The 25,923-nt window shown below is 37.6% G+C and carries 22 protein-coding genes and 1 riboswitch; of the genes, 8 read left to right on the plus strand and 14 right to left on the minus strand.

The window, feature by feature from the left end:
- Positions 1 to 89: 89 nt before the first annotated feature.
- On the minus strand, positions 90 to 788 hold the full coding sequence (locus tag CRS_RS01360) for a LytTR family DNA-binding domain-containing protein (RefSeq protein WP_142722303.1): 699 nt from the start codon (positions 786 to 788) through the stop codon (positions 90 to 92).
- The gene (locus CRS_RS01365; RefSeq protein WP_228451144.1) at positions 785 to 2,440 is read right to left on the minus strand and encodes a histidine kinase; all 1,656 of its coding nucleotides are present in this window, start codon (positions 2,438 to 2,440) and stop codon (positions 785 to 787) included. Before CRS_RS01365 ends, CRS_RS01360 begins: the two co-directional genes overlap by 4 nt.
- A gap of 121 nt (positions 2,441 to 2,561) precedes the next feature.
- Between CRS_RS01365 and CRS_RS01370 the strand changes: the two genes are divergently transcribed.
- From CRS_RS01370 to CRS_RS01390, 5 genes are all read left to right on the plus strand, one after another.
- On the plus strand, positions 2,562 to 4,937 hold the full coding sequence (locus CRS_RS01370) for a TonB-dependent receptor domain-containing protein (protein WP_142722305.1): 2,376 nt from the start codon (positions 2,562 to 2,564) through the stop codon (positions 4,935 to 4,937).
- 688 nt (positions 4,938 to 5,625) lie between these two features.
- Positions 5,626 to 6,498: an alpha/beta fold hydrolase gene (locus tag CRS_RS01375; protein ID WP_228451145.1), complete on the plus strand. Its 873-nt coding sequence runs from the start codon at positions 5,626 to 5,628 to the stop codon at positions 6,496 to 6,498.
- A 52-nt stretch (positions 6,499 to 6,550) separates the two neighbouring features.
- Positions 6,551 to 6,919, plus strand: coding sequence for a VOC family protein (locus CRS_RS01380; protein ID WP_142722306.1), 369 nt, complete (start codon positions 6,551 to 6,553; stop codon positions 6,917 to 6,919).
- A gap of 198 nt (positions 6,920 to 7,117) precedes the next feature.
- Positions 7,118 to 8,617, plus strand: coding sequence for a serine hydrolase (locus CRS_RS01385; protein WP_142722307.1), 1,500 nt, complete (start codon positions 7,118 to 7,120; stop codon positions 8,615 to 8,617).
- Positions 8,618 to 8,691: 74 nt separating this feature from the next.
- The gene (locus tag CRS_RS01390; RefSeq protein ID WP_142722308.1) at positions 8,692 to 9,234 is read left to right on the plus strand and encodes a hypothetical protein; all 543 of its coding nucleotides are present in this window, start codon (positions 8,692 to 8,694) and stop codon (positions 9,232 to 9,234) included.
- 75 nt (positions 9,235 to 9,309) lie between these two features.
- Here CRS_RS01390 and CRS_RS01395 read toward each other — a convergent pair whose 3' ends face one another.
- Positions 9,310 to 9,771, minus strand: a complete 462-nt coding sequence (locus CRS_RS01395) for an Lrp/AsnC family transcriptional regulator (RefSeq protein WP_142722309.1) — start codon at positions 9,769 to 9,771, stop codon at positions 9,310 to 9,312.
- Between the two features lie 193 nt (positions 9,772 to 9,964).
- Positions 9,965 to 10,151, plus strand: a riboswitch (cobalamin riboswitch).
- Positions 10,152 to 10,321: 170 nt separating this feature from the next.
- Here CRS_RS01395 and metE point away from each other — a divergent pair.
- Positions 10,322 to 12,625, plus strand: coding sequence for a 5-methyltetrahydropteroyltriglutamate--homocysteine S-methyltransferase (gene metE / locus CRS_RS01400; protein ID WP_142722310.1), 2,304 nt, complete (start codon positions 10,322 to 10,324; stop codon positions 12,623 to 12,625).
- Positions 12,626 to 12,792: 167 nt separating this feature from the next.
- Positions 12,793 to 13,500 carry a hypothetical protein gene (locus CRS_RS01405; protein WP_142722311.1) on the plus strand — a complete coding sequence of 236 codons (708 nt, stop codon included), beginning with the start codon at positions 12,793 to 12,795 and terminating at the stop codon, positions 13,498 to 13,500.
- Here CRS_RS01405 and CRS_RS01410 read toward each other — a convergent pair whose 3' ends face one another.
- Both CRS_RS01410 and CRS_RS01415 read right to left on the minus strand, forming a co-directional pair.
- A complete protein-coding gene (locus tag CRS_RS01410; RefSeq protein ID WP_142722312.1) occupies positions 13,501 to 14,298 on the minus strand; it encodes an AraC family transcriptional regulator in 798 nt (265 codons plus the stop codon).
- A gap of 106 nt (positions 14,299 to 14,404) precedes the next feature.
- A complete protein-coding gene (locus CRS_RS01415) occupies positions 14,405 to 15,820 on the minus strand; it encodes an aldehyde dehydrogenase family protein (RefSeq protein ID WP_142722313.1) in 1,416 nt (471 codons plus the stop codon).
- A gap of 516 nt (positions 15,821 to 16,336) precedes the next feature.
- On the opposite strand from CRS_RS01415, the gene CRS_RS01420 reads away from it, so the two are divergent.
- A complete protein-coding gene (locus CRS_RS01420; RefSeq protein ID WP_142722314.1) occupies positions 16,337 to 16,984 on the plus strand; it encodes a DUF1062 domain-containing protein in 648 nt (215 codons plus the stop codon).
- 37 nt (positions 16,985 to 17,021) lie between these two features.
- On the opposite strand, the gene CRS_RS01425 is transcribed toward CRS_RS01420, so the two are convergent.
- The 9 genes from CRS_RS01425 to CRS_RS01465 all read right to left on the minus strand — a co-directional run bounded on the left by CRS_RS01425 (position 17,022) and on the right by CRS_RS01465 (position 25,751).
- Positions 17,022 to 18,257, minus strand: a complete 1,236-nt coding sequence (locus CRS_RS01425; protein ID WP_142722315.1) for an RNA polymerase sigma factor — start codon at positions 18,255 to 18,257, stop codon at positions 17,022 to 17,024.
- Between the two features lie 110 nt (positions 18,258 to 18,367).
- Positions 18,368 to 18,709: a YciI family protein gene (locus CRS_RS01430; protein WP_142722316.1), complete on the minus strand. Its 342-nt coding sequence runs from the start codon at positions 18,707 to 18,709 to the stop codon at positions 18,368 to 18,370.
- A 77-nt stretch (positions 18,710 to 18,786) separates the two neighbouring features.
- Positions 18,787 to 19,698 carry a PhzF family isomerase gene (locus CRS_RS01435; RefSeq protein ID WP_228451146.1) on the minus strand — a complete coding sequence of 304 codons (912 nt, stop codon included), beginning with the start codon at positions 19,696 to 19,698 and terminating at the stop codon, positions 18,787 to 18,789.
- Between the two features lie 55 nt (positions 19,699 to 19,753).
- Positions 19,754 to 20,509 (minus strand): LytTR family DNA-binding domain-containing protein, encoded by a 756-nt coding sequence (locus CRS_RS01440; RefSeq protein ID WP_142722317.1) that lies wholly within the window; start codon positions 20,507 to 20,509, stop codon positions 19,754 to 19,756.
- Positions 20,506 to 21,573 carry a sensor histidine kinase gene (locus tag CRS_RS01445; protein ID WP_142722318.1) on the minus strand — a complete coding sequence of 356 codons (1,068 nt, stop codon included), beginning with the start codon at positions 21,571 to 21,573 and terminating at the stop codon, positions 20,506 to 20,508. The genes CRS_RS01440 and CRS_RS01445 overlap by 4 nt, the downstream gene beginning before the upstream one ends.
- A 77-nt stretch (positions 21,574 to 21,650) precedes the next feature.
- Positions 21,651 to 22,553, minus strand: coding sequence for a DUF6268 family outer membrane beta-barrel protein (locus CRS_RS01450; RefSeq protein ID WP_142722319.1), 903 nt, complete (start codon positions 22,551 to 22,553; stop codon positions 21,651 to 21,653).
- Between the two features lie 310 nt (positions 22,554 to 22,863).
- Positions 22,864 to 23,277: a hypothetical protein gene (locus tag CRS_RS01455; RefSeq protein ID WP_142722320.1), complete on the minus strand. Its 414-nt coding sequence runs from the start codon at positions 23,275 to 23,277 to the stop codon at positions 22,864 to 22,866.
- A 199-nt stretch (positions 23,278 to 23,476) separates the two neighbouring features.
- Positions 23,477 to 24,679 (minus strand): MFS transporter, encoded by a 1,203-nt coding sequence (locus CRS_RS01460; protein ID WP_142722321.1) that lies wholly within the window; start codon positions 24,677 to 24,679, stop codon positions 23,477 to 23,479.
- 115 nt (positions 24,680 to 24,794) lie between these two features.
- Positions 24,795 to 25,751: an AraC family transcriptional regulator gene (locus CRS_RS01465; protein ID WP_142722322.1), complete on the minus strand. Its 957-nt coding sequence runs from the start codon at positions 25,749 to 25,751 to the stop codon at positions 24,795 to 24,797.
- Positions 25,752 to 25,923: the final 172 nt, after the last annotated feature.

Here is a 25,923-nt window from a genome sequence, read left to right on the forward strand (position 1 = left end):
ACAAAAGCTAAAATTCACCAGGAAATCTGAACAAAAGAAAAAATAAGCGAATTGAAAAAAGACAAAGGGAATAAATAAGATATTAACGATCAAATGATTTTATTTCTAAGTTCTTTATATTTTGATCGTCCTATCGGGAGTATTTCACCGGTTTTAAGCTGAAGTCCATACCGGGTACCTGGATTGATGAGTATTTTTTCAGCCTGCTGGAGATTGACGAGATAGGATTTATGAATTCGTTCGAAATCACCTGGAAGAAGTTGCTGCAACAGCTCTAATGATTTATCATGCAGTTCCTGTTGTCCGTTGTTCAGATGAAGCTCAGTATAAATTCCGGCTCCTTTAATATAAATGATATTGGTAATATTGATGAGGCGGATTTGCCCTGCTCTCTTTACTGCCAGATATTTAATGCTGTCATCAGATTTTAAAGAAGGATTGATAAAGCGATTCAAAGCCCTGAAAAGCCTTTCCTCATCAAAGGGTTTAGGAACGAAATCAAGCACGCCATAGGCAAAAGCGGTAATTGCTTTATCAGTATTGGCTGAAACAATAATTGTATGAAAAGAAGCCGCTACCATTTGTTCTAATACCTCAAAACCATTGTCACCATTGAGATTCAGGTCTAGGAAGAGCAGGTCCGGAATTTCCTTTGCTATATGCTCAAGCCCTTTTTGTAGGGAATCGCAAATGGTAATTTGAGCAGGTGTACTTCCGAAGAAATTAGCTGTCATACGCTGTATACGGTGAGCAATTCTGGATTCGTCTTCTATAATGAGTATATTCATGGCCTAATAATTTTGATGGTGGATATCCAGCCACTTTCCGTTTTACCCGAATCGAATGTCCAGTTCGTTCCATAACTTTCAGTTAAACGTGCCCGGATGTATTTAAACCCATTACCGCCCACACGTTCTGTTACGATTTGACGGTTTTGGGCAATGGTTTCAAATAGATATCCATAACTCTCTTTCGATACAAAATAACGAAGCACGAATTTAACGGTGTTTCCTGGCAGTGGTTCGCTATGGGTAATACCGTTTTCAAGCAGTGTATGAATAATCGCTGGTGGAATCAATTGTGTTTCGTCTATTCCAACCTGTTCCCATACATAATTGATTTCTTTGCGGAAGCCCATTACGGACAGGTGCTGACGGCAAAGTGCTAATTCCTTGGTTATCGGGATCAGGGTCTGCTCAGAAATTTCGTTCATGATATCAAACTCTGAAGCAAGTGCCTGTATAAAGCGTGATCCTTCTTTGGGAGATTCTTCTACCCAATCCATCATGGATGTCAAGGTATTCCTCAAAAAATGCGGCTGTATATTTTTTTTTAATAATTCCAACTGCAGTTTTGAAGAAAGCAGAATGGCATTCCGATGTTCTGCTTCTATCACATTTGTCCTGATCGAATGCAGGTAAAGCATGCACAATACAATGATCGTAAAGCTAATGAACAGGCTGTAATCATAAAACATAAATTTATTCATCAGAGCGCTTATCAAAAGACCCATCAATACAATGAAACCGCCCTTTTCTTTTTGAAAAATGCCATTAAGCACTATAATAAGAGAAGCGATGAGCATGGCCAGGCTGTAGAACCGGGCAGTAAGATCGTAATGTCCGTAATTATAAACATAAAGTAATAAAAGAGTGACGAGAAGGGCTGTCATTAACCATCTTCTCCATTTAAAATTAAATTGGATGATAAAATATAAAGGAACCAATACGGCATTGGTAAAGGTTAGCCAACCAATAATTTCTAATCGGATAAAAAAATCAGAGTAAGGAATGACCACATGAAATTTCAGGTATTCCATTATAAGTAAAGCAAAAAATAGCAGGCATATAGTACCAAATATCAGAATGTCCCAGGGCCTGCGTTTGCTGTTCAGATAGAGAAAAAAATAATACACAGCTGCAATAAGAAAGGCTCCGGCCATCAGGTTCATATAAGACATTGTGACCAATGGTTGAGTCAGTAATATTTTATAAGGATCTATTTTAAATCCAATGCTGCGTTGAACATGCGGAAGTAATGACTGTGAGCTCCGAAGGGCAACGGTATGAAAGCCGGGCGTGATCAGGTTGTCGGGAATTCTGTAGTAACTGCTCTCAGTGCCTGGTACTTCCGGCTTGCCATTTTGAGGTATTCTGCCATTATTCCCAATAAGTACCCCGTCCCAGTACACCTCAAAGGCACCAAAGGATTCGATCTGAAGCCCCAGTGGTAATGCCTCATTTTCAACCTGGCGAAGATCCAGATGTGTTCGTGACCAGAATATATTATGGGCAGTATTACCTCTATCTTTTGACCAATCCTTATCATCATAATTTTTGGCTGCCCATGCCGAATTATCGCCTGTTTTATAAACAGGGACGGGCTCCTCATTACGAATGGCGGGAGGGTTGAGTATACTGAGCCATATTAACAAAAACATAAAATTATGCATCATGTAAATATACAAGGTATTTGCATAAGATAATAGCAGTTTGAAAGTTTATAGAGCCGTTCACATGGTTTTGTTTACGATGGGAATAAGAGCGTTTTAATTTTACATCATGAAACAGATAATAACCTTTTTGCTGACCATGATCATTGCTCAATATTCCTTTGCCCAGGAAGGTCAGATAACCGGCATCATTCATGAAAATCCAGGTATACCATTACCTTATGTAACGGTAACATTAAAAAATAATGAAGAGAAATCAGTTATAGTGAGTATTTCAGATAACAATGGAATATTCAGATTGGAAAATATCCCTGCTGGAAATTATAATATCATATATAGCCTTATAGGATTTCGAACCTTAAGTAAGCCGATACACATTGTGTCAGGGGCTATGGCTAATGTTGGAACCATAATTTTAGAACCTGATGCAAAAATTCTTCAGGAGATCGCATTGACAAGTAAAAAAGGGCCCATCAGCTTAAAACTTGATAAGAAAATTTTCGAAGTAGGCAAAGATGTCCTCTCACAATCGGGAGCGGTAACAGATTTGCTGAATATCGTTCCGTCGGTAAGTGTCAGCCCTGGCGGTGGGATTAGTTTACGGGGAAATAGTAATGTGCTGGTATTGATAGACGGACGACGAACAGGATTAACTCAAGGGAATGCTTTGGAGCAATTGCCGGCGGATCAGGTAGAACGTGTTGAAATAATTACTAATCCTTCTTCCAGATTTGATGCAGCCGGTTCGGCAGGGATTATTAATATTATTCTGAAGAAAAATAAAAAAGCAGGTTTCAGCGGACAGTTGCGTTTGGTTGGTGGTATTCCCAATGAAACCCGCATGAGTCCCAGCCTTAATTATAAATCTAATAAACTTAATGTGTTTGCCACTTATGGACTGAGGCTGTCTGATTATGTCGGCTTGTACACAATGCAGCAATTGACCGGAATTTCAGGAACGCCGGTCTCTCTTAATCAGCGTCAGGATGAGAACAGGCATGATGATGCCAAATTACTCTATTTTGGAGCAGATTTTCAGATTAATGATCATAACTCTATAACAGCAGCCTTTCTTAGGAATTCAACACGTGACCATGACAAAACTCAGCTAAACTATCTTTATTCAAACAGGAACGGAACCCTCGACAGCAGCCTGAGCAGAAGGGGAGAGTCATGGGAGAGACGGAGTTATAATCAGCTGGAATTTAATTATACCAGAAGTTTTGATAAGGCTGGGAAGAAACTGACGGTGGATATGCAATACGATTTTTGGGACAGTGATAAAGAGTGGAATTTAACAACCAGTAAGGACTTTCCCTCCCATCAGATCTTTCCGGTGATCAGAACAGGGTCCATTGGAAGCAGTAAGGATCTGATGATTAAAACAGATATGATACAACCTTTAGATAGTACCTTTACCCTTGAGTATGGCGTGAAATTGGAGGATCGCAGGGTCAACAGTGACTTTATTGCCGAGCAGCAAAACCTGTCAGGCTGGGAGGTTATTGATCAGATTGATAACCATCTTTTATATAAAGAATTGATTGGAAGTGCCTATTTGCAATTTTCCGGAAAGAGGAAAGATTTCAGCTATCAGGCAGGGCTGCGAGGTGAGCTTACCCGTATCGGTATTGAAGATCGGGTGGGTACTTATGCCAATAGTAAGAATTACAGCCGGTTATTTCCAACGTTAAACGTGAGTTACCGCTTTAATGAGGCAACAACCTTACAGGCAAGTTATAGTAAACGAATCAACAGGCCATCACTGAATATGATCTATCCCTTCAACGAGCTCACTGATCTGAGCACCCGTTATATGGGTAATCCTGATCTTAATCCTTCCTATGCCCATGTAATTGAACTTGTTTTTTTGAAGAACTGGAAAACGCTTACTTTTAATCCTTCTCTTTATTATCAGCGTAACAATGGTGTGATTGAGGATTATACCTACAGAAATGCTGATGGACTGTTTATTACCCTGCCGGTCAATATCAATAAAGAAACAAGGAGCGGCATGGAACTGTCAGTATTATATAATCCTGTTAAATGGGCACAAATAAATTCAGAACTTAATGTATTTCATTATGCTAAAGAAGGTGTCTACCAAAATCAGATTTTCGATTATTCCGGGAATACCTTCACAGCCCGTTTAAGTACTCAGCTGAAATTGAAGAATAAACTGTCTTTTCAGATCCTGTATAATTTCAGAGGCGCTAATGCTACTGCTCAGACACGTACAAATGCTGTTCACAGTATTGATTTTGGATGCAGTAAAACATTCTTAAAAGATAAAGCAACGGTCACATTCGATGTGAGTAACCTTTTTGAACTACGAAAGCTGAGCAGTAGAACCATGGGGACAGATTATGTGATCAATCAGACCAATATTCCCAATGCAGCCCGTTATCGGTTGACACTTGTTTATCGTCTTAATCTCAAAGATAACCAGAGTATAAGACAAGCTAAAAGTGGTAACCGTAATTAAGGGTCATCTGTAAAAGTAGAATTTCAGCTAAGATAACCCGAATAAAATACCCTGCAATTCCGACGAATTGCAGGGCTTATTTTTTAGAGAATAAGTCTTTCTTAACTTAAAATCTCACAGGGTACTATACAAATCACCCATGGGCATCTTTTGATTCCCGGAGGTGGGCAGCATGCTTCAGAGCAGCTTACCGCTCCGCCGTTAATACTCTTTAACTGGTCTCTTGAAATTTTTTTAGAATTTTTCATAGTCAAGTCATTGAATTAAACGAAATTATGGCTGGTTGCCGCCTCCGCATCCATCATATGGCATGCATTGCCATTTTCCCCCAATTAAACATAGCTGACCTCCTCTGCAGTCAATACCGCCTTTAATAGTTTTCAATTCCTGTCTTTCGATTTTCTTTAAATTTTTCATAATATTTTGGAGTTTAGTTCAATCCGAAATTAGTAAATTTTTATCAACTGTTGTAGAATTATTACAAAAATATTTATTTATTAAAAAATGCTCGTATGGTATTGGGCTTAAATTTTATGAATTTATATAAATTTTGGAGCACATGTGCCTTGCTAAAAAAATCATAAAGGCCTGATGTATTTACCAAAAATCTTGTCTTGTGGCAAGTAGTATATGATCATCACTTGCTACTTTTGACTAAAAGTTTAATTGACCCAATACCAATACGATTATGAAAACTACATTCAAACTCTCCGCGCTGGTGAAACCATTATTGATGGTAACCCTTATCGTTACTGCATCCCATATGTATGGACAGAAATTAAAACCTTCTGAAAGCGGCTATGCGCCGGTTAATGGAATCAAAGTGTATTACGAAGTCTATGGAAAAGGGAAGCCTGTCGTGTTATTACATGGTGCTTTTATGACAATTGATACCAACTGGGGCGAACTGATTCCGGAACTTTCAAAAAACAGAAAAGTAATCGCTGTTGAATTACAGGGGCATGGACATACTCCGTTTTCCGAGCGAAAATTATCACATGCCATGTTAGCCAGTGATGTTACCAAAGTAATGGACTATCTGAAAATTGATAAGGCAGATGTTGCAGGATATAGCTTTGGTGGAGAAGTGGCTTATCAGCTGGCTATACAGAGTCCCGAAAGGCTGAACAAGCTGGTAATTATTTCGTCAACCTATAAGAGCAGCGGCTGGCTGCCAGAAGTAAATAAAGCATTTGAAGGGATGAAACCGGAACTCTTTACAAACAGTCCCATGCATACCGCCTATAATGCTGTAGCACCCGATAAAACAAAGTGGACAGAATTTCTGGAACAGATGATGGCTTCTGCCGGGAAGCCTTTCGACCTTGGAGACGATCATATTTCTAAAATTCCGGTGCCTGTTTTAATCATTGCAGGTGATAATGATGGACTGGATAAAACTGAGCTGTCAAAAACTTATCAATTATTGGGTGGCGGAGTTTCTGCAGACATGGGGCCTATGCCGAAATCTCAGCTGGCGGTTGTTCCGGGACAAAGCCACGTCAGTCTGATGATGCAGACTGCTACGATTCTGAACTATTTGAACAGCTTTTTGAAATAGTCTGATACAAGTAGTCTATTGAAATTAATTTACAACAGTAAAAACCTATCCTATGAATATAAAATTTGAAGCCGGAATTAATATTGCCATAAAAATTCCCAAAAATAAATATGAAAAAACAGTTCGCTTTTATAGAGATATTTTAAAGCTGAATGTTGAGGAAAAGCCGATAGATAACCCCACTGTTTCCAGAACCCATGAAGTGAAATTCGGAAACAATATCATCTGGTTAGACTGTGTGGACAATTATACTCATTCCGAAACCTGGCTGCAGCTTACGGTTGCCGATGTAGAAGCTGCTACGCAATACTTGCAGTCGAATGGTGTGGAAACCTGTGACGAAATTGAAGAACTGCCGGAAAATATGCACTGGATAACTGATCCGGCTGGTACCGTATTTAATGTGCAGCAAATGCATTAGATCCTAACTTTAACTATTATTAATGGAATCTGTTTTTGTATTCATTCCGTTTGCAAAATTGAAGAAATTTCTCATTGAAAAAAGAGAAATGAACTGTAATTTTAAACAATAAGCATAATTACAGTTTAGGAAAAATGTATAAATTTTTGTATTATAGGTATTTATGTTGTAAGTTGAAGAACTTATTAAATTTGAAATATGAAAGTATTAAATATCAATTTTTACTGGATAAAATTTTTTACTGCTGTTCTTATATGGAAAGCAGTATCCTTTCCTGCTCAAAATAAATTGAGCAAAATTGATGACTACTTTTCAGCCTATGCCAGGCATGGAGATTTTAATGGAATTATTCTTATTGCAGAAAAAAGTAAGATTTTCTACAAAAAAGCTTTTGGTTTTTCAGATTTTGAAAACAAAATACCAAATGCTTTAAACACCCGTTTTCCTATAGCTTCAATAGGTAAATTACTGACGGCAACCGCAGCTCTTCAGCTTGTAGAGAAAGGACTCTTGAAGCTTGATAATCCTGTTCAGGAGTATTTGCCTGATTTTCCATATCAGGATGTTACGCTGCTACATCTTCTGTCCCATACTTCTGGTTTACCTTCCTGGGATGTTGTATTTAAGAAGAAAATTCAGGAGGTTCCAAAAGCTGTTTTCAGAAATAATGATCTTTTAAAAGAATATTCAAAGGCAAATATTCCATTGTCTTTTACTCCAGGCTCAGCACATGAATATAATAATGTTAATTCTGCATTTGTTGCCTTATTGATTGAAAAAGCTTCAGGTATACCCTATGAGACTTATATGAAGCAAAATATCTTTATCCCGTCCGGAATGAAGGATGCTTTTATACCTGAAATTCCTTTTTATAATTATACCCCTTCAGAGCAAAAAAATATGGCCAAATTATATGTAGATCACATGTATACTTCACTTAAAGAAAGTGTGGATAGCATGAGATCCAACAGAGATTATTGGCGGAGGTTCAATTTTAAAGGCTTTGGAGAATTTGTGATGACAGCTGAAGATTTATTCAGATTCAATAACGCATTAGCCGCAGGGAAGCTTCTGTCTCTTTCGATGTTAGAAAGAGCTCAGACAGCGATACAGCTCAATAATGGTACACCACTAAGAATCGGGCTTGGCTGGCAAGTTGAGCAGGATCATATTTTAGGGAAAACAGTAGGACATACTGGAGGAATTACAGGCTTGTCAACCGGTTTTATTTATCAACCTGATACAAAGCGTCTCGTTATTGTTTTTGATAATACACAGCAAAATGTGGAAGAACTTGAAAATGATGCTTTAATGCTTATGATGGAACAGCGTTTAATTCCACCTAGAGAAAATATTGCTCGTATTTATGGACCTATTTTACTCCAAAAAGGTCCGGAGGCAGCTGATAATAAGCTTAATGAATTGAAACAAATTCCTGTTCGCTATCAATTGTCAGAACAGCAGTTTAATAAATTGGGCTATGATTTTTTACGTTCTGGCAAAATGTCTCAGGCCATTGAAACCTTTCGTATCAATACAGAACTCTTTCCTCAGAGTTATAATACATTCGATAGCTATGGTGAAGCACTTTTGAAAGATAATCAGAAAGAAAAGGCTTTAATAATGTATCGAAAGTCAGTTGAACTTAATCCCGAGCATGAGAAAGGAAAAAACATAATCAGGGAATTGGAAAAATGATTTTATTCTCTTTTTATAGATTAGGTTAATTTTAATATCTTTAGCAATGAAATCATTAAAATTTTAAATAACCTATGAAGATGAAGTCTTTCCCTTTTATTATAACAGTGTTTTTTCTGGTATTGAGTATAAGTGTATTTTCTCAGAAAACGGCAGCTTTAAACTCATTATTAGACAGGAACTCAGAATTTATTTTTCCACAGACTGCTGATAAAATCTCAAGAGCACTGAATATAAAGCCTGTTTTTTATGAAGATGCGAATGAAGAAAAATATGTAAAATGGCCTATGAAAACAGGATTGGAAATGTATAGCAGCCTGGGAAAGGATAATACTGTTAATGAAATGTTTTTCGCCACTTCAGATAACAAACCTCTGGTAGTAGAAGGGCTGCCTTTCGGTCTTATCATGAACAAAAGTACTTTGCAGGACTGTAAAACCAAGTTCAGTAAATATGGTGCGAAGACACAGAAAATGGGAACAGGCAGTGAATTTCCGGGAGGATCAAAACTGATTTTTAAAAAAGGGAGACATTATGCAACGTTGCATTTTGACAGTAAAAACCTGTTAAAATCATTAAGCTTAACAACAGAAGTTATAAATCCGGCAGCAAATTAACCTGAACCGTAAAAAATATTACAAAATCCGTCATTATTTGATGGATTTTCATTTTAAGGTGAACTTTAGAGAAGATTATATCGTCAGCCCATGGTTGTTTTTCACCTCAGCCATGACAAATGTACTGTGTGTACTTCCTATAGAATCTACAGATCCAAGTTTATTAAAGACAAAATCCTGGTAATGCTTCATATCCCTTACCTGTACTTTCAGAAGGAAATCAAAATCTCCTGAAATATTGTAGCATTCGGCTACTTCTTCAATTTCCAGAATTTCTTTTACAAAATCATAGCCAACAGATCTGTCATGGATTTTCAGCTTGATCTGACAGAAAACCGTGAAGCCACGGTTTAGTTTTTCAGCATCCAGAACTGCTGCATACCTTTTAATAAAACCTTCCTGTTCCAGCCTTTTTACTCTTTCAAAAACCGGTGAAGTAGAGAGACTGATTTCTTTTGCAAGTTCTTTGACGGTCAGTTTGGCATTTTTCTGGAGCAGCCTGAGCAGCTGTAAATCCTTGTCATCGAGTTGTTCCACAGAATATTATTCTTTTAAATTATAAAAACATTCAAATGTACAGAATTATATGCTTTTATATGTGATTTTTGAAGTTTTATTTGCTTAATTTTATTTCTTTGATTGTATTTTTATTCTGTATTGTTAATTTTACGCAAAATTAAAGACTTTTACTGATGATGGTGTCAGAAGTAAAAGTACGTTCTTTATAGATACTTCATCAAACAGGAAAGGTTTTACTTAAGGTAGATTAATAGGGAATCGTGTGAGAATCATGAGCTGTCGCGCAACTGTAAGTAACATGACAAAGGTTTCTGTCCTAGCATATCCACTGCCAAAAACGGGAAGGATGACAGAAGCTGTTACAAGTCAGGAGACCTGCCTTTACTGAATTGACAATGCTTTCGCGGTCTGAAGCTTTTAGGTCATACAGATGATATATCAGATAATACATGCTCTCCTGGGAGAAGCTGTATTCTGCTATGTCACTTTCCTGAAATTTCTATTCGTTAATGCATTCTGAAGCATTTAAAAAAGACTTTACATCAAGTTTAATATAAAAGTTTAAAAAATGCAAACTCACATTCTGGGCTATCCGCGTATTGGTAGCAAGAGAGAACTCAAAAAAGCCTGCGAGCAATATTGGTCAGGCAAAATTCTTCTGGAAGAACTTCTGAATACAGGAAGAAATATCTGTAACCAAAACTGGAATATTCAGAAAGAGGCAGGAGTAGATCTTATCCCGTGTAATGATTTTTCATATTACGATCAGGTATTGGATATGAGTCTTGTTGTAGGAGCAATCCCGGCACGTTATCATGAAGTAATACTTAAAAAGAATAATTCTGAGCTGGATCTTTACTTTGCGATGGCAAGAGGATACCAGAAAGAAGGACTGGATATTACAGCGATGGAAATGACCAAATGGTTCGATACCAATTATCATTACATCGTTCCTGAATTTTATAAAAACCAGCAGTTTAAACTGAGCTCAGATAAAATTTTCAATGAATTTGCGGGAGCAAAACAGTCTGGAATTATTGCAAAACCAGTCATTATCGGTCTTGTTTCTTATCTGTTACTGGGAAAAGAAAAAGAAGAAGGATTTGATAAGCTTGATCTGGCCGGAAATCTTCTACCGGTCTATACAGAGATTTTGGCCAGGTTACAGGATCAGGGTGCGGAGTGGATTCAGTTTGATGAACCTTTTTTAGCACTGGACCTGACAGAAAAAGCAAAAGAAACCTATCATTTTGTTTATGCTGAATTAAGAAAACGTTTTCCAAAGCTGAAATTTATTATTGCCACTTATTTTGAAGGATTGAGAGATAATGCCTCATTGGCTGTTTCACTTCCGGTGAATGTACTGCATATTGATCTTGTCAGAAATCCTGAACAGCTGGAGGGTATTCTGAATAGTATTCCTGAAAATTTAAGTCTTTCATTAGGAGTGGTTGACGGAAGAAATATCTGGAAAAATGATTATGAAAAGTCACTGTCTTTCATCGGAAAAGCTGTTGAAAAATTAGGATCTGAAAGGATTTTGATTGCTCCATCATGTTCATTGCTTCATTCTCCTTGCGATCTTGATTTTGAGACCGGCCTAAATCATGAAATTAAGAACTGGCTGGCTTTTGCTAAACAGAAAGTGAAAGAAATTGTCACGCTTAAAGAACTGGTATCAGGTACAGAAAGTAAAGAAATTCTTGAAGCATTGAAAGACAATAAAAAAGCAATTGAGAGCAGAAGAACTTCTTCTCTTATTCATAATGAGCAGGTGAAGAAAAGAGCAGACACTGTAACAGAAAAGGATGCCCAAAGAATCAATACCTTCAGGATCCGTAAAGAACAGCAGCAGAAAGTATTACAGCTTCCTTTATTCCCGACAACTACTATCGGATCATTCCCGCAGACGGCAGAGGTAAGAAGCTGGAGAGCGAAATTTAAAAAAGGAGAACTGACAGCAGAGCAGTATGACACGTTACTGAAAGAAGAAACACAGAGAACAATCCGCTGGCAGGAAGATATCGGAATTGATGTGTTGGTTCATGGAGAATTTGAGCGTAATGACATGGTGGAATATTTCGGAGAACAGCTGGAAGGATTTGTATTTACTAAAAACGGTTGGGTACAAAGTTATGGAAGCCGCTGTGTAAAGCCTCCTGTGATCTTCGGTGATGTTTCCCGACCGACTCCAATGACGGTATATTGGTCCCAATATGCACAATCCCAGACTGAAAAGTGGGTAAAAGGAATGCTTACAGGACCTGTTACGATTTTACAATGGTCTTTTGTACGTGATGACCAGCCCCGTTCAGAAACATGTAAGCAGATTGCATTGGCGATTCGTGATGAAGTAGCAGATCTGGAAAAGGCCGGAATCAGAATTATTCAGATTGATGAGCCTGCAATAAGAGAAGGTCTTCCACTAAGAAAAACTGACTGGCAGAGCTACCTGAAATGGGCAGTGGAAGCTTTCAGAATTTCAGCAAGTGGAGTGGAAGATGCTACCCAAATTCATACCCATATGTGTTATTCTGAGTTTAATGACATTATTGAAAATATCGCTGATATGGATGCAGACGTGATTACAATAGAATGTTCCCGTTCCCAGATGGAGCTGCTGAATGCCTTTGCAGACTTCAAATATCCCAATGAAATAGGCCCCGGAGTATACGATATCCATTCACCAAGAGTTCCGTCAAAAGAAGAAATGATCGGACTGCTCAGAAAAGCTCAAAATGTAATTCCTGCTGATCAGCTTTGGGTAAATCCGGACTGTGGGCTTAAAACAAGGCATTGGGAAGAAACCGAAAAAGCTCTGATTGCAATGGTGGCAGCAGCTAAAGAAGCCTCTGTAGAATATGCACTTTAAAAAAACTTACAATAATTAGATTCAATTCAGATCGTGTTATGATTTTCATAGCACGATCTGTTATTGTAAAGGATAAAACATGGATAAAATGTAATACTGTATTTGTTTTTATATCTTATTTTTGCTGACGAAAAACCTATAACCAACAAACTACATATTTTAAAATCATGAAAGAATCATTTCGTGAAATGAGATCAGAAACCTATAGTCCCGAATATATAGCCAGATGGAGATGGAGCATTGTTACTCTTTTTGCAGTCATCGCTGTTATTTTATTGGGTTTCTTTATTGACGCTGTTTCATCCCCCTCTACAGGTGAGGCTGTTATGATATTCCTTTTCCTTTTTTGTATTGCAGGATCACTGGCGGGTTGGCTGGCCTATGAAATGATCAGAAATAAGGATGAGAAAATCAGCGGTCTGCTCATCAATCATCAGGGAATTCTGTTTCTTAACAGGAACGATAAAGTATTGTCAGCAATCAAATATTATGATCTGGTAAAAAGTGATAATCCCTATACAAAGGATATATTTTCTGAATCCCGGGCTTCCGGAAAATACAGTGATTTTAGAAAAAATCTCTATGTATATGAAAAGGATGAAAACCAGAAATCTAAAAAGAAACTGGTCAGCCTGGATGTGATTCCACTTAAAAACCGATATGATCTTATCGGACATTTTCTGAAGGGTATACAGGCATTTCGTCCCGATCTGAAAATTGACCCGGAAGTGTACAAAGATTTTTATCTTGATGAAAAAACACTGCGTTACGCTCCGCAAAACCTTAAAAGTGATATGAAAGTGAAGATTGTGACCATAGCTGTAGTCATTATGGTAATTCTGGCTTTCAGGTACTTTTTTTTGGATGAGGTCTAATTATTTAACCTGTAATGAGCTTGGAGGATATCCAAATTGTTTTTTAAAGGCAAAAGAGAAATGGGATAAATTTTCAAATCCCAGATCCAGGTAGATATCAGAGACAGATCTCCCTTTTTGGGTAAGCAGAAAATGAGCTTCCTTTAATCTTCGGAGCTGCAGCCATTGTCTGGGTGGAAGACCAAATATTTTTTGAAAATCCCTTTTAAAAGCAGACAGGCTTCTTCCCGTTAAATAGGCAAACCGCTCCACATTGACATTGAAATGAAAATTCCTGTTCATAAAAGATTCAATATCAATTTTATGAGGTTCCGAGAAATCAAACAAAATATCCTTAAGACCCGGATCATCATTCAGCATCAGAAGCAGGGCTTCTTTTTGTTTGAGACGCAGAAGCTCTCTGGAAGAAGGAAGTTCCTCATAGGCAAGCAGTGAGTACATAAAAGAAGTTAATGCCTTTTGATCAGGTTTTATATACGCAGGTACATTTTCTTTCTTCTCAGCCTGATATCCATATTCACGGCTGAAATCCCTTAAGATGTCTTCATCAAAATAGATCGTTACTGTTCTTATTTCTCCATCTTTAGGAGGATATTTGGCAAACTTCAACAAGCGGTTTTTCCTCGCAGAATAGAGTTCCCCTTCCTTAAATATCGTTTTTGTGATACCATCATTCAGTTCCATTTCTCCGGAAAGAACAAGCCCCAGGCTATGGATCTGTGCAAATTGTTCTCCCTCCCTGAATTCTGTAAAGTGGCAGGAGTAATTGATGGGAAAAGGAATTGTATTTTCACTCATAGGTCAGGCAGTTATTTTTTTGATCGATTCTTTTTCAAACTTACAAAACTTTAAGCATCATCACAGCACAATATTCCTGAGAATATTGTGCTGTGATGATATAATGTTACATAAGGATAGCCTTTGGCTCCAGATAGGCTTCCAATCCGAACACCCCATATTCACGGCCGATTCCGCTTTGTTTGAAACCTCCGAAAGGAGCGTAAGGATCATGTGAAAATCCGTTGATACAGATTCTTCCGGCATCAATACGGGCAGCGATACGTTCCGCATGTTCCTGATCAGACGAGCTGATGTAAGCTGCCAGGCCATAAGCCGTGTCGTTGGCTATAGCAATTGCTTCCTCTTCATTTGCATAAGGAATGATAGATAGTACAGGACCAAAGATTTCCTCCTGAGCAATACGCATATCGTTGCGTACATTGGTGAAAATGGTAGCCTTTACAAAATTACCTTCTTCAAGACCTTGCGGTTTACCTTCACCACCTGCAAGCAGAGTAGCTCCTTCTTCCTGCCCCAGACGGATATAGCTTTGTACTCTTTCAAATTGTCTGGTACTCACCATAGGCCCGACAAGAGTGTCCTCTTCATCAGGTTTTCCGACTTTTACCTGTTCTGCAGCTTTTTTAGCCAGTTTGTTTACCTCATCCAGCCGGTTTTCAGGAACAAGCAGACGGGTAGGAGCTATACAGGCCTGTCCGTTGTTCATATAAGCCCCAAAAACAGCCATAGGAATCACTTGATCAAGATCGGCATCTTCAAGAATGATATTGGGAGACTTTCCGCCAAGTTCTAAAGTTACTCTTTTCATCGTATCTACAGCTCCTTTAGCAATGGCTTTTCCTGTCAGGGTAGAGCCAGTGAAGGATATTTTAGCAATATCAGCATGCTGGGTAATTTCTGCTCCCACCACATTCCCTAATCCGTTAACGATATTGAAGACTCCTTCAGGCAAACCGGCTTCATGGAAACACTCAGTGAGCAGCTGGGTCTGGGCTGCGCTCATTTCGCTGGGTTTGATGACCGCTGTACATCCTGCGGCAATGGCGGTTGCCAGTTTGTTACAGATGAAGCTGTTGCTGGCGTTCCATGGAGTGATGATCCCAACGACGCCCAATGATTCAAAGCGTACTTTAGAATGTCCCACGGTTTTTTCAAAGTCATAAGATTCCAGTGTATTAATGGTGGCTGTAAATGCTGATATTGCATTCTGAACACTCATTCTGCAGAATTGTAATGTTCCTCCATATTCATTAACCATCACAGAAACAAGCTCATTTTCACGCTTGCTTACCGATTCATGCAGCTTTTTAAGAAAATTAATACGCTCTTCTTTTGTCGTTTTCGAAAATGTTGTAAAAGCTTTTTTCGCAGCAGCGATGGCCATTCGGGTATCTTCTGCGTTTCCCAGAACAACTTCCCCTGTTTTTTGATTGGTAACCGGACTTATAAGATCAAAAGTTTCTGTTCCTTTTGGCGTAACAAATTCGCCATTGATGTAAATTTTATTAATCTGATTCATTTTGATGATTTTAATACCACAAAGTTCGGCAGAAACAGAAAAATCAGGTTTGTTGTATGGTTCAAATTTTGTTTGTTGTATGGTTCATTTTTTTCTAGCTAAATGTTTTTGGTAAATGAGGCAGTAAATTTTTTTTGAATTTAATATAAAAACATGCTGTTCTTTGATAAAATTAATTATTTTTACCATAACCAAGTAAATAACTCGTTTTGAGGACCACTCTTAAACTTATTATAGCTTAGTATCAGTCTCAGTAACCACAGGCTGATCATTCTTTCGTTCGGGTAATCCTATCCGGGCAGGTTTTCATTTCATCATATTATTTATCGTATTACCTGTTAAAGTTGACTTTATATCAGCTATTTTGGCTTTGACAATATGGGGCAAAACTGAAATATGCAACAAGATATAGCTTAAGAAATAATCTTTGAGCTATAATCCGGATGCATCTAATCCTTGTAATGCGTGAATAATATGGAAAAATCCAACAAAGAATATTAAGCACGATTATAAGTAATGAGTACAATATATATTTGGGAGGTAAAAGTAAAAAATACTCCCTTACTAAAAAAGAAATGCAGTCATTGTAGCAGCAACAGATTCCAGTGCAGTGATAAATTCAGACTGAATGCCCAAAAAAAGAATATTGATATATGGCTGATTTACCGATGTGTAAAATGCAACAATACCTACAATATGACAGTATTTTCAAGAATCAGGACCGAATCCATCAGTAAAGATCTTTTGGATAAGTTTTCAGAGAATAATAAGAAACTGGCATGGGAATATGCATTTTCACAGGAAATAAGAAGAAAAAATAATGTGGATGCAGACCTGGAAAATGCAGAATATGAAATCCTTTATGATGATCTTTCTATCGAAGATCTGATGAATAAGGACGGCGAAATGATTTTCTTTCAGATAAAGTACCTTTTGGATTTTAATATAAGAGCTTCAACGGTTATAAGAAAATGCTTAGGCCTTTCATCTTCTCAGTTGAATCGGATGCTGGATACAGATTCTGTTTACTGTAATGAAAAACCGCTGCAAAAAAAATATAAGATTAAAAATGGTGATGTACTTCAGATCAACAGACAAGAGCTTATCAACCTTTATCTCATAGGAAAAGAGGAATTGTTTCTCAGTGCCATAAATGATCAATAATACTGAAGAAAGCCTTCAGTCATTAACTGGAGGCTTTTTATTTTGATTGTCTTAAAAGATCAATCTGTTTCTGTATGGCTTGTTTTTCCGGTTTTGATTTAGTCAGGCGGATGGCTTCTTCATAATGATAAATAGCTTTATCTGTATTGAGTTCACTATATAAATAGCCCATTAATCCATGATAATATTCGCTGTTGATAAGGTTGATTTTTTCTGCTTCAATGACTGCTTTCTCTTTTCCATAGACTTTTGAAAAAGCAAAAGTTCTGTTTAAGCCTATGACAGGGGAGTATTCAATAATAACAAGCTGATTGTACAGATCTAAAATGTGCTGCCATTTATCTTCAGCTGATGAAGTATGCCAATAGGCAATACCTGCTTCCAGATGATATTTTGAAACAGAAGAGTTATTGCTCTGGCAAGCCTCTATCAGGTAATAATTCCCTTTTTCTATTAAAGCTTTATCCCATAATGTTTCGTCCTGTTCATCAAAAAGAATGGCTTCACCTTCATCATTGGTTCTGGCCTCGAGTCTTGAACTCTGAAAACACATCAGGGCCAGTAATGCGTTGGCTTCAGGGGTGTTGGTGAACGGGTTATCAGTGAGGATCAACGTGAGTCTTATGGCTTCCAGGCAAAGATCTTTACGGATTAAAAAATGATGGGTTCTGGAAAAATAACCTTCATTAAACAGTAAATACAAAGTAGTTAATACAGTTTCCAGACGCTTATGAATATCCTGCTCACTTAAAGAATTTATTTTGAAATGATGTGCTCTTAGAGCTTCTCTGCCCCGTTGTAAACGTTTCTTTATGGTTTCATGTTTGGATAGAAAAGCATTGGCAATCTCTTCCACACTGAAGCCACAAAGAATCTGCAGAGCCAGGCATATCTGGGTTTCCTGGGAATTGATGGGGTTACAGGCCGCAAAAATCATTTCCAGTTGGCTGTCTGTAATGCTTTTGGTGTCAAAATCGATCATTTGATATTCATGATCAGATGTTTTTACTTCTTGCTGCTTGTTTTTTTCAATAACGGAAAGGTGTTTGAAATAATCTTTTGCTTTATTCTTTGCTACGGTGTAAAGCCAGGCCGCAGGATTATCGGGAAGACCGTTCAGTGCCCAATATTCTGAGGCTTTCAGAAAGGTTTCACTGGCAATATCTTCTGCAATTTCAATATGCTTTATATCAAAACTTCTGCACAGCACAGCAACAATTTTGCTGTACTCGGTCCTGAATAAATGCGGTGTTATTTCATTGGGATTTACCATAGTTTGTGAAAGGCTGTACCAAAGATAATTATATTGGTTCTGGAAAAACAAAAACACAATAAAAAATGAAATCATAAAGATCTTGTGCTTTTGTTTTTTCCAAAATAAATTTACAGCTTACTGATTGCTCTCACTTCTACACTTCCACCCAGTAGAAGGATAGGACATTCCTTGCATAAAGCTGTTGCTTCTTCAACAGATTCTGCTGTGATGATTGTATACCCCATAATTGATTCTTTAATCTCAGTATATGGACCATCGGAAATTAATCCGTCAGATTTCAGGACCTGTCCTGTGCTTTCCAGGCGGTTGCCTCTGTCTGCCAGTTTATTCTGAGCAGCGATTCCCGCAATCCAGTTCATCCATTTTTGAGTATTGGCCTGCATTTGTTCCGGTGATGTCTTAGGCATAGACTTGTAGTCTGCACGAAAGACTAATAAGAATTCTTTCATTGTATTCAATTTTTTGATTCACCTTAATGACGACTGATTATTTTTGACAGGGACATTTTTTTAATTTAAATATATTATTACAAATCCATGGTTGTTCTGAAAACACTTACTGCGTTCCCGGTAATACGGATTATATGGGGCTGGCTGTCTTGTATACTGACTTGTACTTTCACTTTACCAATTCTGTTGATGGCTTCGCCCTGTTTTCCGGTAAACTCAAAAATGGCATCAGAGGTTTCTTTGATTTTGTTCTGAATAAGATAACCTCCCAGGGGACCATTGGCATTTCCTGTAACAGGATCTTCAGCAATGCCTATGGCAGGGGCAAACATTCTTCCATTGGTTAATATTTCTTTCTCTCCTGTTTCAAAAGTAAATACAAAATACCCGTTACAGCCGATTTCTTTGCTAAGCTTTGCCAAAGTATTAAGGTCGGGTGTCAGATGCTGTAAAGTCATATTGCTTTTGATGCCGACCATTACTTTTGAATGGCCTGTAGAGGCAATTTGTACGGGACATTTTTCATCAAGGTCATCCATTGTCAGTCCCAGAGCCAGCAGGATTCTTTGGGTCATTAAAGGATCAAAAGAAGGGCTCAGCTCAAATCTTCCCTGAGTCATGGTGATGAGATAATCATCGTCATTTCTTTCAATATGAATCGGTAATATCCCGATTGGTGTATGTATTCTAATGGTACAGGAATCCAGTTGATCTTCCTGTGCTTTTGCATAGAGTGCAGCAATCGTAGCATGTCCGCAGGAAGGAACTTCTGTAGTAGGAGTAAAATAGCGGACGTGATAATCAAAATTTTCTTCAGGATGATGGGGTCTGAAAACAAACGCTGTTTCAGAATTATTAAGTTCTCTGGCAATCAGCTGCATTTCTTCAGTCGTCATATTTTCAGCATTTAATACAACTCCTGCAGGATTTCCTTTGAATTTTTCTTTGGTAAAAGAATCAATTTGATAGACGATTACTTTTTTCATCATGACGATTAAGTTTACTGTAAAAGTACGGAATGAGCAGGAGAATGAATGTTTTATTTTAATCATCATTCAGCCATTGCAGGAAGCTCTGAACTCTTACACGGCTTACAATCACTTCATGGGGACATTGAGGATTAAACTCAATATTCAATCTGCTGTTTGCTGCTTTTTTTATACCTTTAATTGATTTAATGTTAGTGATACAGTTGCGGGAAACCCTGAAGAATAAATCTTCTCCAAGCTGTTCTTCCAGCTGATCCAGAGTATAATTGACAATATACCTTTTATTCTCAAAGGTATGAAGCATGACTACCTTTTCTTCACTGTAGAAATAAGCCACATTTCCGGATTCTATATACAGATATCCATCGCGGGAATGTACAAGAAATCTGTTTTTTACCTTTTTCATCAGTGAAGATTCTACCATCCGGATGCCTATTTCCTTTTGCTCTTTATCAAAATGCAGGCCTTCAAGTTTAATGACTGCCTGTTCCAGATCTTCTTCAGAAATAGGTTTCAGCAGATAATCTATACTGTTTACTTTGAAAGCCTGTATTGCATATTCATCATAAGCCGTTGTAAAAATAATAGGAATATCCAATTTAATATGATTGAATATCTCAAAACAGCTTCCATCCGAAAGACTGATGTCCATCAGAATAAAGTCCGGACTGTTTTCCTGAAGAAATTCAACAGATTCCAGAACGCTTTGGGTTCTTTTCATCAGCATGTGCTCCGGACGGAGTTTATCCATCATTCTCTTCAGCTCAGAAAAAGCAAGACGTTCATCCTCAATAATCAGGTATTTTTTCATTCTACAAAAGGTATTTTGACAATAAATTCATTCTGCTCCTTCATTATTTCCAGCTTTTTGTGATAGCGGATGTACTGAGTATTCAGAAAAGACAGACCTATCCCTTCTCCTCTGGTTGTGTCATTTCGCAAAGATATTCTGTTTCTGAAAGATATTCCGTTTTCATCAGCAGAAATAGAAATCTGCAATGGATCTGCGGCTGAACTTATATTGTGTTTGAAGGCATTTTCAAGAAGAAGCTGAAAACTGAAGGCAACCAGTTTACGGTGCTCCCACTGTTGAAGAGAAGGGATCTCAATGGCAAAACCTTTTTCAAATCTGATTTCCATTAAAAACAGGTACTGCTGAAAGAAATGCATTTCTTCCTGTAATGTATTCAGCGGTTTTTTGCTTACAGAAAGAACTTGTCTGTATATCTGTGACAGGGCCTTGGTATATTTGTTGGCCTGTTCCTGATTTTCATAGATCAGAGAAGAAAGTACATTCAGGGAATTGAAAAGAAAATGTGGGTTTACCTGAGCTCTCAGTGCATTATACTGATACATCAGCATGTCATGTTTTGCCTTTTCAGACGCTTTAATGGCTTTACGCTCTGCCTGAAAATAAAACAATAAATCAAGCACCAGCAGAATGGGAAGATTGGCGGTGATGTTAAGAATAAGGCCTGACTTATAAGAAAGCGATTGCCTGATTCCTAAATCAAATATTTCAGTAACAATAAAGTTGAAAGCAAAATACAAAAGGATGCACAGCAGAATATTGCTTACAAATAATGAAGAAGCATGTCTGTACATACTGGTGTGCATAGGAGTGATCTCATTGATGAGCCTGATCAGCAGATAATCCAGCAAGGTCATCACCAGGACAATAGGGTATATCAGTACAAACTGCAGCAGGAAATTATCCCACAGGCTGACTTTTGACAGAATACTGCTTTTCATAATGGTGTTGAAGAAAAAAATCTGGTAAACAGTATAAATCGAGGTGACTATGAAATAATAGAGGATGATCACATATTTTTTAGCCTTTGTTTCCTGATCACTGAAGATTTCAGCAAAATCCATATTTAATGTTGAGTTGATTATAAAAGTTGATAATAAGATAGGGTGGCCATTTCTGTAAATAGATAGAGAAATTAGTTTTATTTTCCTGCAAAGTTATACTTAATCCCGGCAGAAATGTAAAAAGAAGGATCAAAAGTAGCATTTCCCCATTTCAGGAATTGGGAGGGGTGCCTGTCTCTATATCGGTCGGTACGCCCAAAATTAGCTCCAAATGCACCATTTACTGTCCAGTTTCTTATTTTATACTCAGGTTCCATGCCCAGGCTTACATAATGGTGATCAAAATATTTCTTCTGACCATCAATTTCAGTTAACGCAAAGAAAAACTTCGGACGGTTTACAATGCGTAAAGCAAGTGCTTCATTAAATCGGTATCCTACAGAAAATTTCGGAGTATAGCTCAGCTCAGCATGATATTCCATGCCTTGTGTTTTTTCACTGTGATACTGAAAATACGGCATGGGAATCAGCATAGGTTTATCAAATGCATTATTGGCGATAAGAGCTGCGCCCACTTTTATCTTGGGGCCTATCTGCCAGATCAATGAAGAATGGATATTCACAACAACCTGATCTATTCCCAGTTTCTTAAGATCAGTGTGGGTAGAATATATTCCTGTAGAAAGGCCTCCTATTAACATCAGTTTTTCATGAAGTGGAGTCATGTAAAGAACCCCCAGATCTGCTGCTGCTATTTCTTTAGGCAATGCCACTGCAGCAGCACCGTTATTACTGAACGAGGTATAGGAAGCATTCATAGTTACGGCCCAAATTCTGGGCTGATGATAAACGGTAGGTTTTACATTGACAGGAATAGTTGCTGTGAGCGTTGTTGTAAAGGCAGAACTTTTTCCATCTGTTTTGTCGCGGTTATCATTGATATATTTTTGCTCCGGCAGATATTCTGATCTGATTTCTATCTGTGCAAAAGTATGAGCTGCCTGCATAAGGGCTGCCATGATGATCCATTTCTTTATCATATTTTTCTTTTTTGAAAGCACAAAGAAACTTGAATATTTATTTAATTTACTATTAATCAATCTGTTAAATGATTGACTGAAGGAAATGATGGATGAAATGCAGTATTAAGAGGATAAATTGAGGCGATAAGTATTGAAAACAGGCAAAAAAATAAACCAGAATTTCGGGAACCTGATTTATCAATAGCGAATGGAAAGTTTTTTGTGTATTTTAATCCTACTTATTTTTGCGATTGGCTACTAAAGTTTTAAAAAAGAAGGCCACAATTTGCAAGCAAATTGTGGCCTTCTTCAACTAAGAACTATTTAACTACGATTCTGTTTTCAAATAGCCATAATGTAAAGCGGTTTCTTTTCCGAATAAGCATGAGAAAATATTCTGAAACTCATGGATGTATTTACATTTAATGGCGTTTCCATATATTTTCAACCCTTCCATTATTTTTTTGGAACTCAGGTCGATATCGTATTTTATAAATGCTTCCGGTCTTTCATACCGTATACTCTGATCCGAGCTGTCAGTCCGTGAAAATCCCAGCTTTTCTAGCCATTCTTCTGTTATTCTGATAGGCTTGATGGAAGCGGCCGGGACCGAAATACTCTGAATATCATTTTCAATTTTAACAAAATAAGCCTGGTCGACATTCTGAAAGATCTCAGTGATCGTATAAATCTGATTTTTGTACTCGACTAAGTTCTTGATTTTTAGATCTGCTACGTTCATAATATTTTGATTTTTTTAGGTGATGATATGGTCTCTAGTAAACAGCAAATAGTATGCCCGGCATTACATTGTTAATCGCTGTTTTATGGAAGCTTAGGTTAAATTTTTACTATAAAAAATTAACAATGTGTTAAAATAGTACACTAATACGCGAATTATAGCATTTTTCTGGAAAACCAAATGTGGTATATATGTGGTATCAGTTCTTTATTTTTTCCCTTGGATTTACATTCGCTGTGGTCAGGAGAAGGGCAATAATGATGGACACAATAAGAATACCTATGAAGATATTCCAGGAATAAGCATGGAGAACATAACCGGTACCACTTCCCAGAATACTGGAACCAAAATAATAAAACAGCCAGTAAATGGAAGTTGCTGAGGATTTCCCGCGTTTGGCATACAGAGCAGTCATTTGGCTGGCCATCGTATGTGCCGCAAAAAATGAAAGCGTGAAAAGACCAAGCCCAAAAATAAGAATATAAATGTTTTCTGATAATAACAATGCGGCTCCGGTAAGCATAAACAAGATAGAACCCTTCAGGATATTGTTCATGGGAAATTTTCTGGAAAGACGGCCCACAATCATAGTTCCAAAGACTCCGAAAATATACATCAGAAAGATAAAAGCAATGATAAAATGACTTAATGAGAAAGGTTTTGCCTCTAATCTGAATGTCAGATAATTATAAACACTTACAAAAACACCCATCAGTAATGCAGCCGTAAGGTATAAACGAAGCATATAGGGATTGGTTAGGAAAAATTTCATCTGTTTTACCTTAAGATGATAATCTGTTTTCTGAGGGTTGAAAAACCTTGATTCCGGGAAAAGTTTCCAGAATACAGCACCCAGAATAAGACTTTCTATTCCGATAAGCAGTACAGCATTACGCCAACCGAATTCTCCTGCATACAAAGTGGCCAGTATTCTTCCGCTCATTCCCCCGATTGTATTACCGCTGAGGTACATACTGATAGCAGCAGGCACTGCGAGGGCATTTACTTCTTCTGTAAGATAAGCAAGAGCCACTGCTGAAACTCCGGAAACAACAAAGCCTTTCAGTACGCCAATTGCAATCAGAAGGCTTAAGCTGGGGATCCAGGTGGAAATAATGGTAAGTGCAGCAGATGAAACCAATGAAAAGACCATCAGACTTTTTCTTGAGTAACTGTCGGCCTTAAAAGCAAAAAACAGTAATCCCAATGCCATGCCTATAGTGGAGGAGGAGACAAGCAGTGAAGTATCCCCTACAGATACGCCGAACTGTTCAGCAGCCATAGGAAGCATAGGCTGGAAGAGATAAAGCTGTGCAAAAACCGAAAGTCCTGAAAAGAAAATACAAAGTTTTATGTATCGGAGACGCCGGCTTCCCTGAATCGCTTTTTCAGATGAATTCATGAGTGTTTGCAATTATAGTGCAGTGGTTTGACAGAAAAATTAGATTCCGTAAATTTCCGGATTATTTTCCTGATTTAAAAATTATTGTCTCAATGATTTTTATTGGTGAACCCAATCAGTGTATCTGTAAATTACTGATATATTCTGATGGAGTAATGCTTTCCATCTGTTTGAATACTCTGTTGAAAGTTGACTGGTTGGAGAATCCTGCCTCGGTATAAATATACATCAGAGTAACCTTTTCAATGTCGTTTTCATTGAGCAGTCTTTTTACACATTCAATCCTATGCCTATTCAGATAATTGTTGAAGTTGGGATACCCTTTCGCGCGAATTGATTTTGAAATATAGCTGCTGTTGATATTCATTGCTGTAGAAAGCTTTGAAATATTGAAATGAACATCTTTATAAAGCTGTTTTTCCTCCATCACAGATTCAATTTTTTCAAACAGTTCATCAGCAAAAGGTATTTTGTCAGCCACTGAAATGGCCTGAACTTCAGGGGTGTGGGTCTTTCCTTCAATTTCATGGTAAATTTCAACTCTCTTGATTTTATCCTTAAAGTACAGCAGTAGTGATATGACCGCGACGTTGGAAATCATGAGGATTGTATCTGTCACCCTGACATCTTCCTGACTGTGCTGAGGGAAGTTGAAGCTGAAGTTTTTTGATATCAAATAGCCTGCTGCAATATTCAGTAAAACAAACATACTGTAAATGAAAACATACTTTCTTTTGAAGAAAACATATGCGGCCAGCGGAATAGGGATAAGCCAGACAAAGCTTGCTATAGAGTTATCCCAGAAAACCAGCATGATATAAAAATTATATAGGGTAGCAATAATGATGTAAGAATGCACCATGACATTTACTGAATAGGTCTTACGTACAATCAGGTAAGTATAGACCAGTAGAAAAAGTCCTCCATATAGATACCATGCCATCACTTTATCCGGAATGATAAAAGTGAATATTAAAGCAAATATGGCAAGAATAACAGACATCAGACTGGTGTAGTAATAAACCAGCTGTCTTTTGTACTGCTCTATTTTTATGTCTTTAGTGGCAGTCATTTATGATAAGAGATAATTTTTTTAATCATACAATACAATTCATTTCAGCCAGATTTCGGAAAATGGCTGGTTTAAATATTTGATTATTAATTATTTGTGTTTTGTTGAGCTGTTTCCTGTTTTTCATTGGTCATTCACAAAATTGATTGAGTAATGCGAATAACTTTGCACC

It is taken from the genome of Chryseobacterium sp. ON_d1, assembly GCF_006829085.1.
Taxonomy (GTDB): Bacteria; Bacteroidota; Bacteroidia; order Flavobacteriales; family Weeksellaceae; genus Chryseobacterium.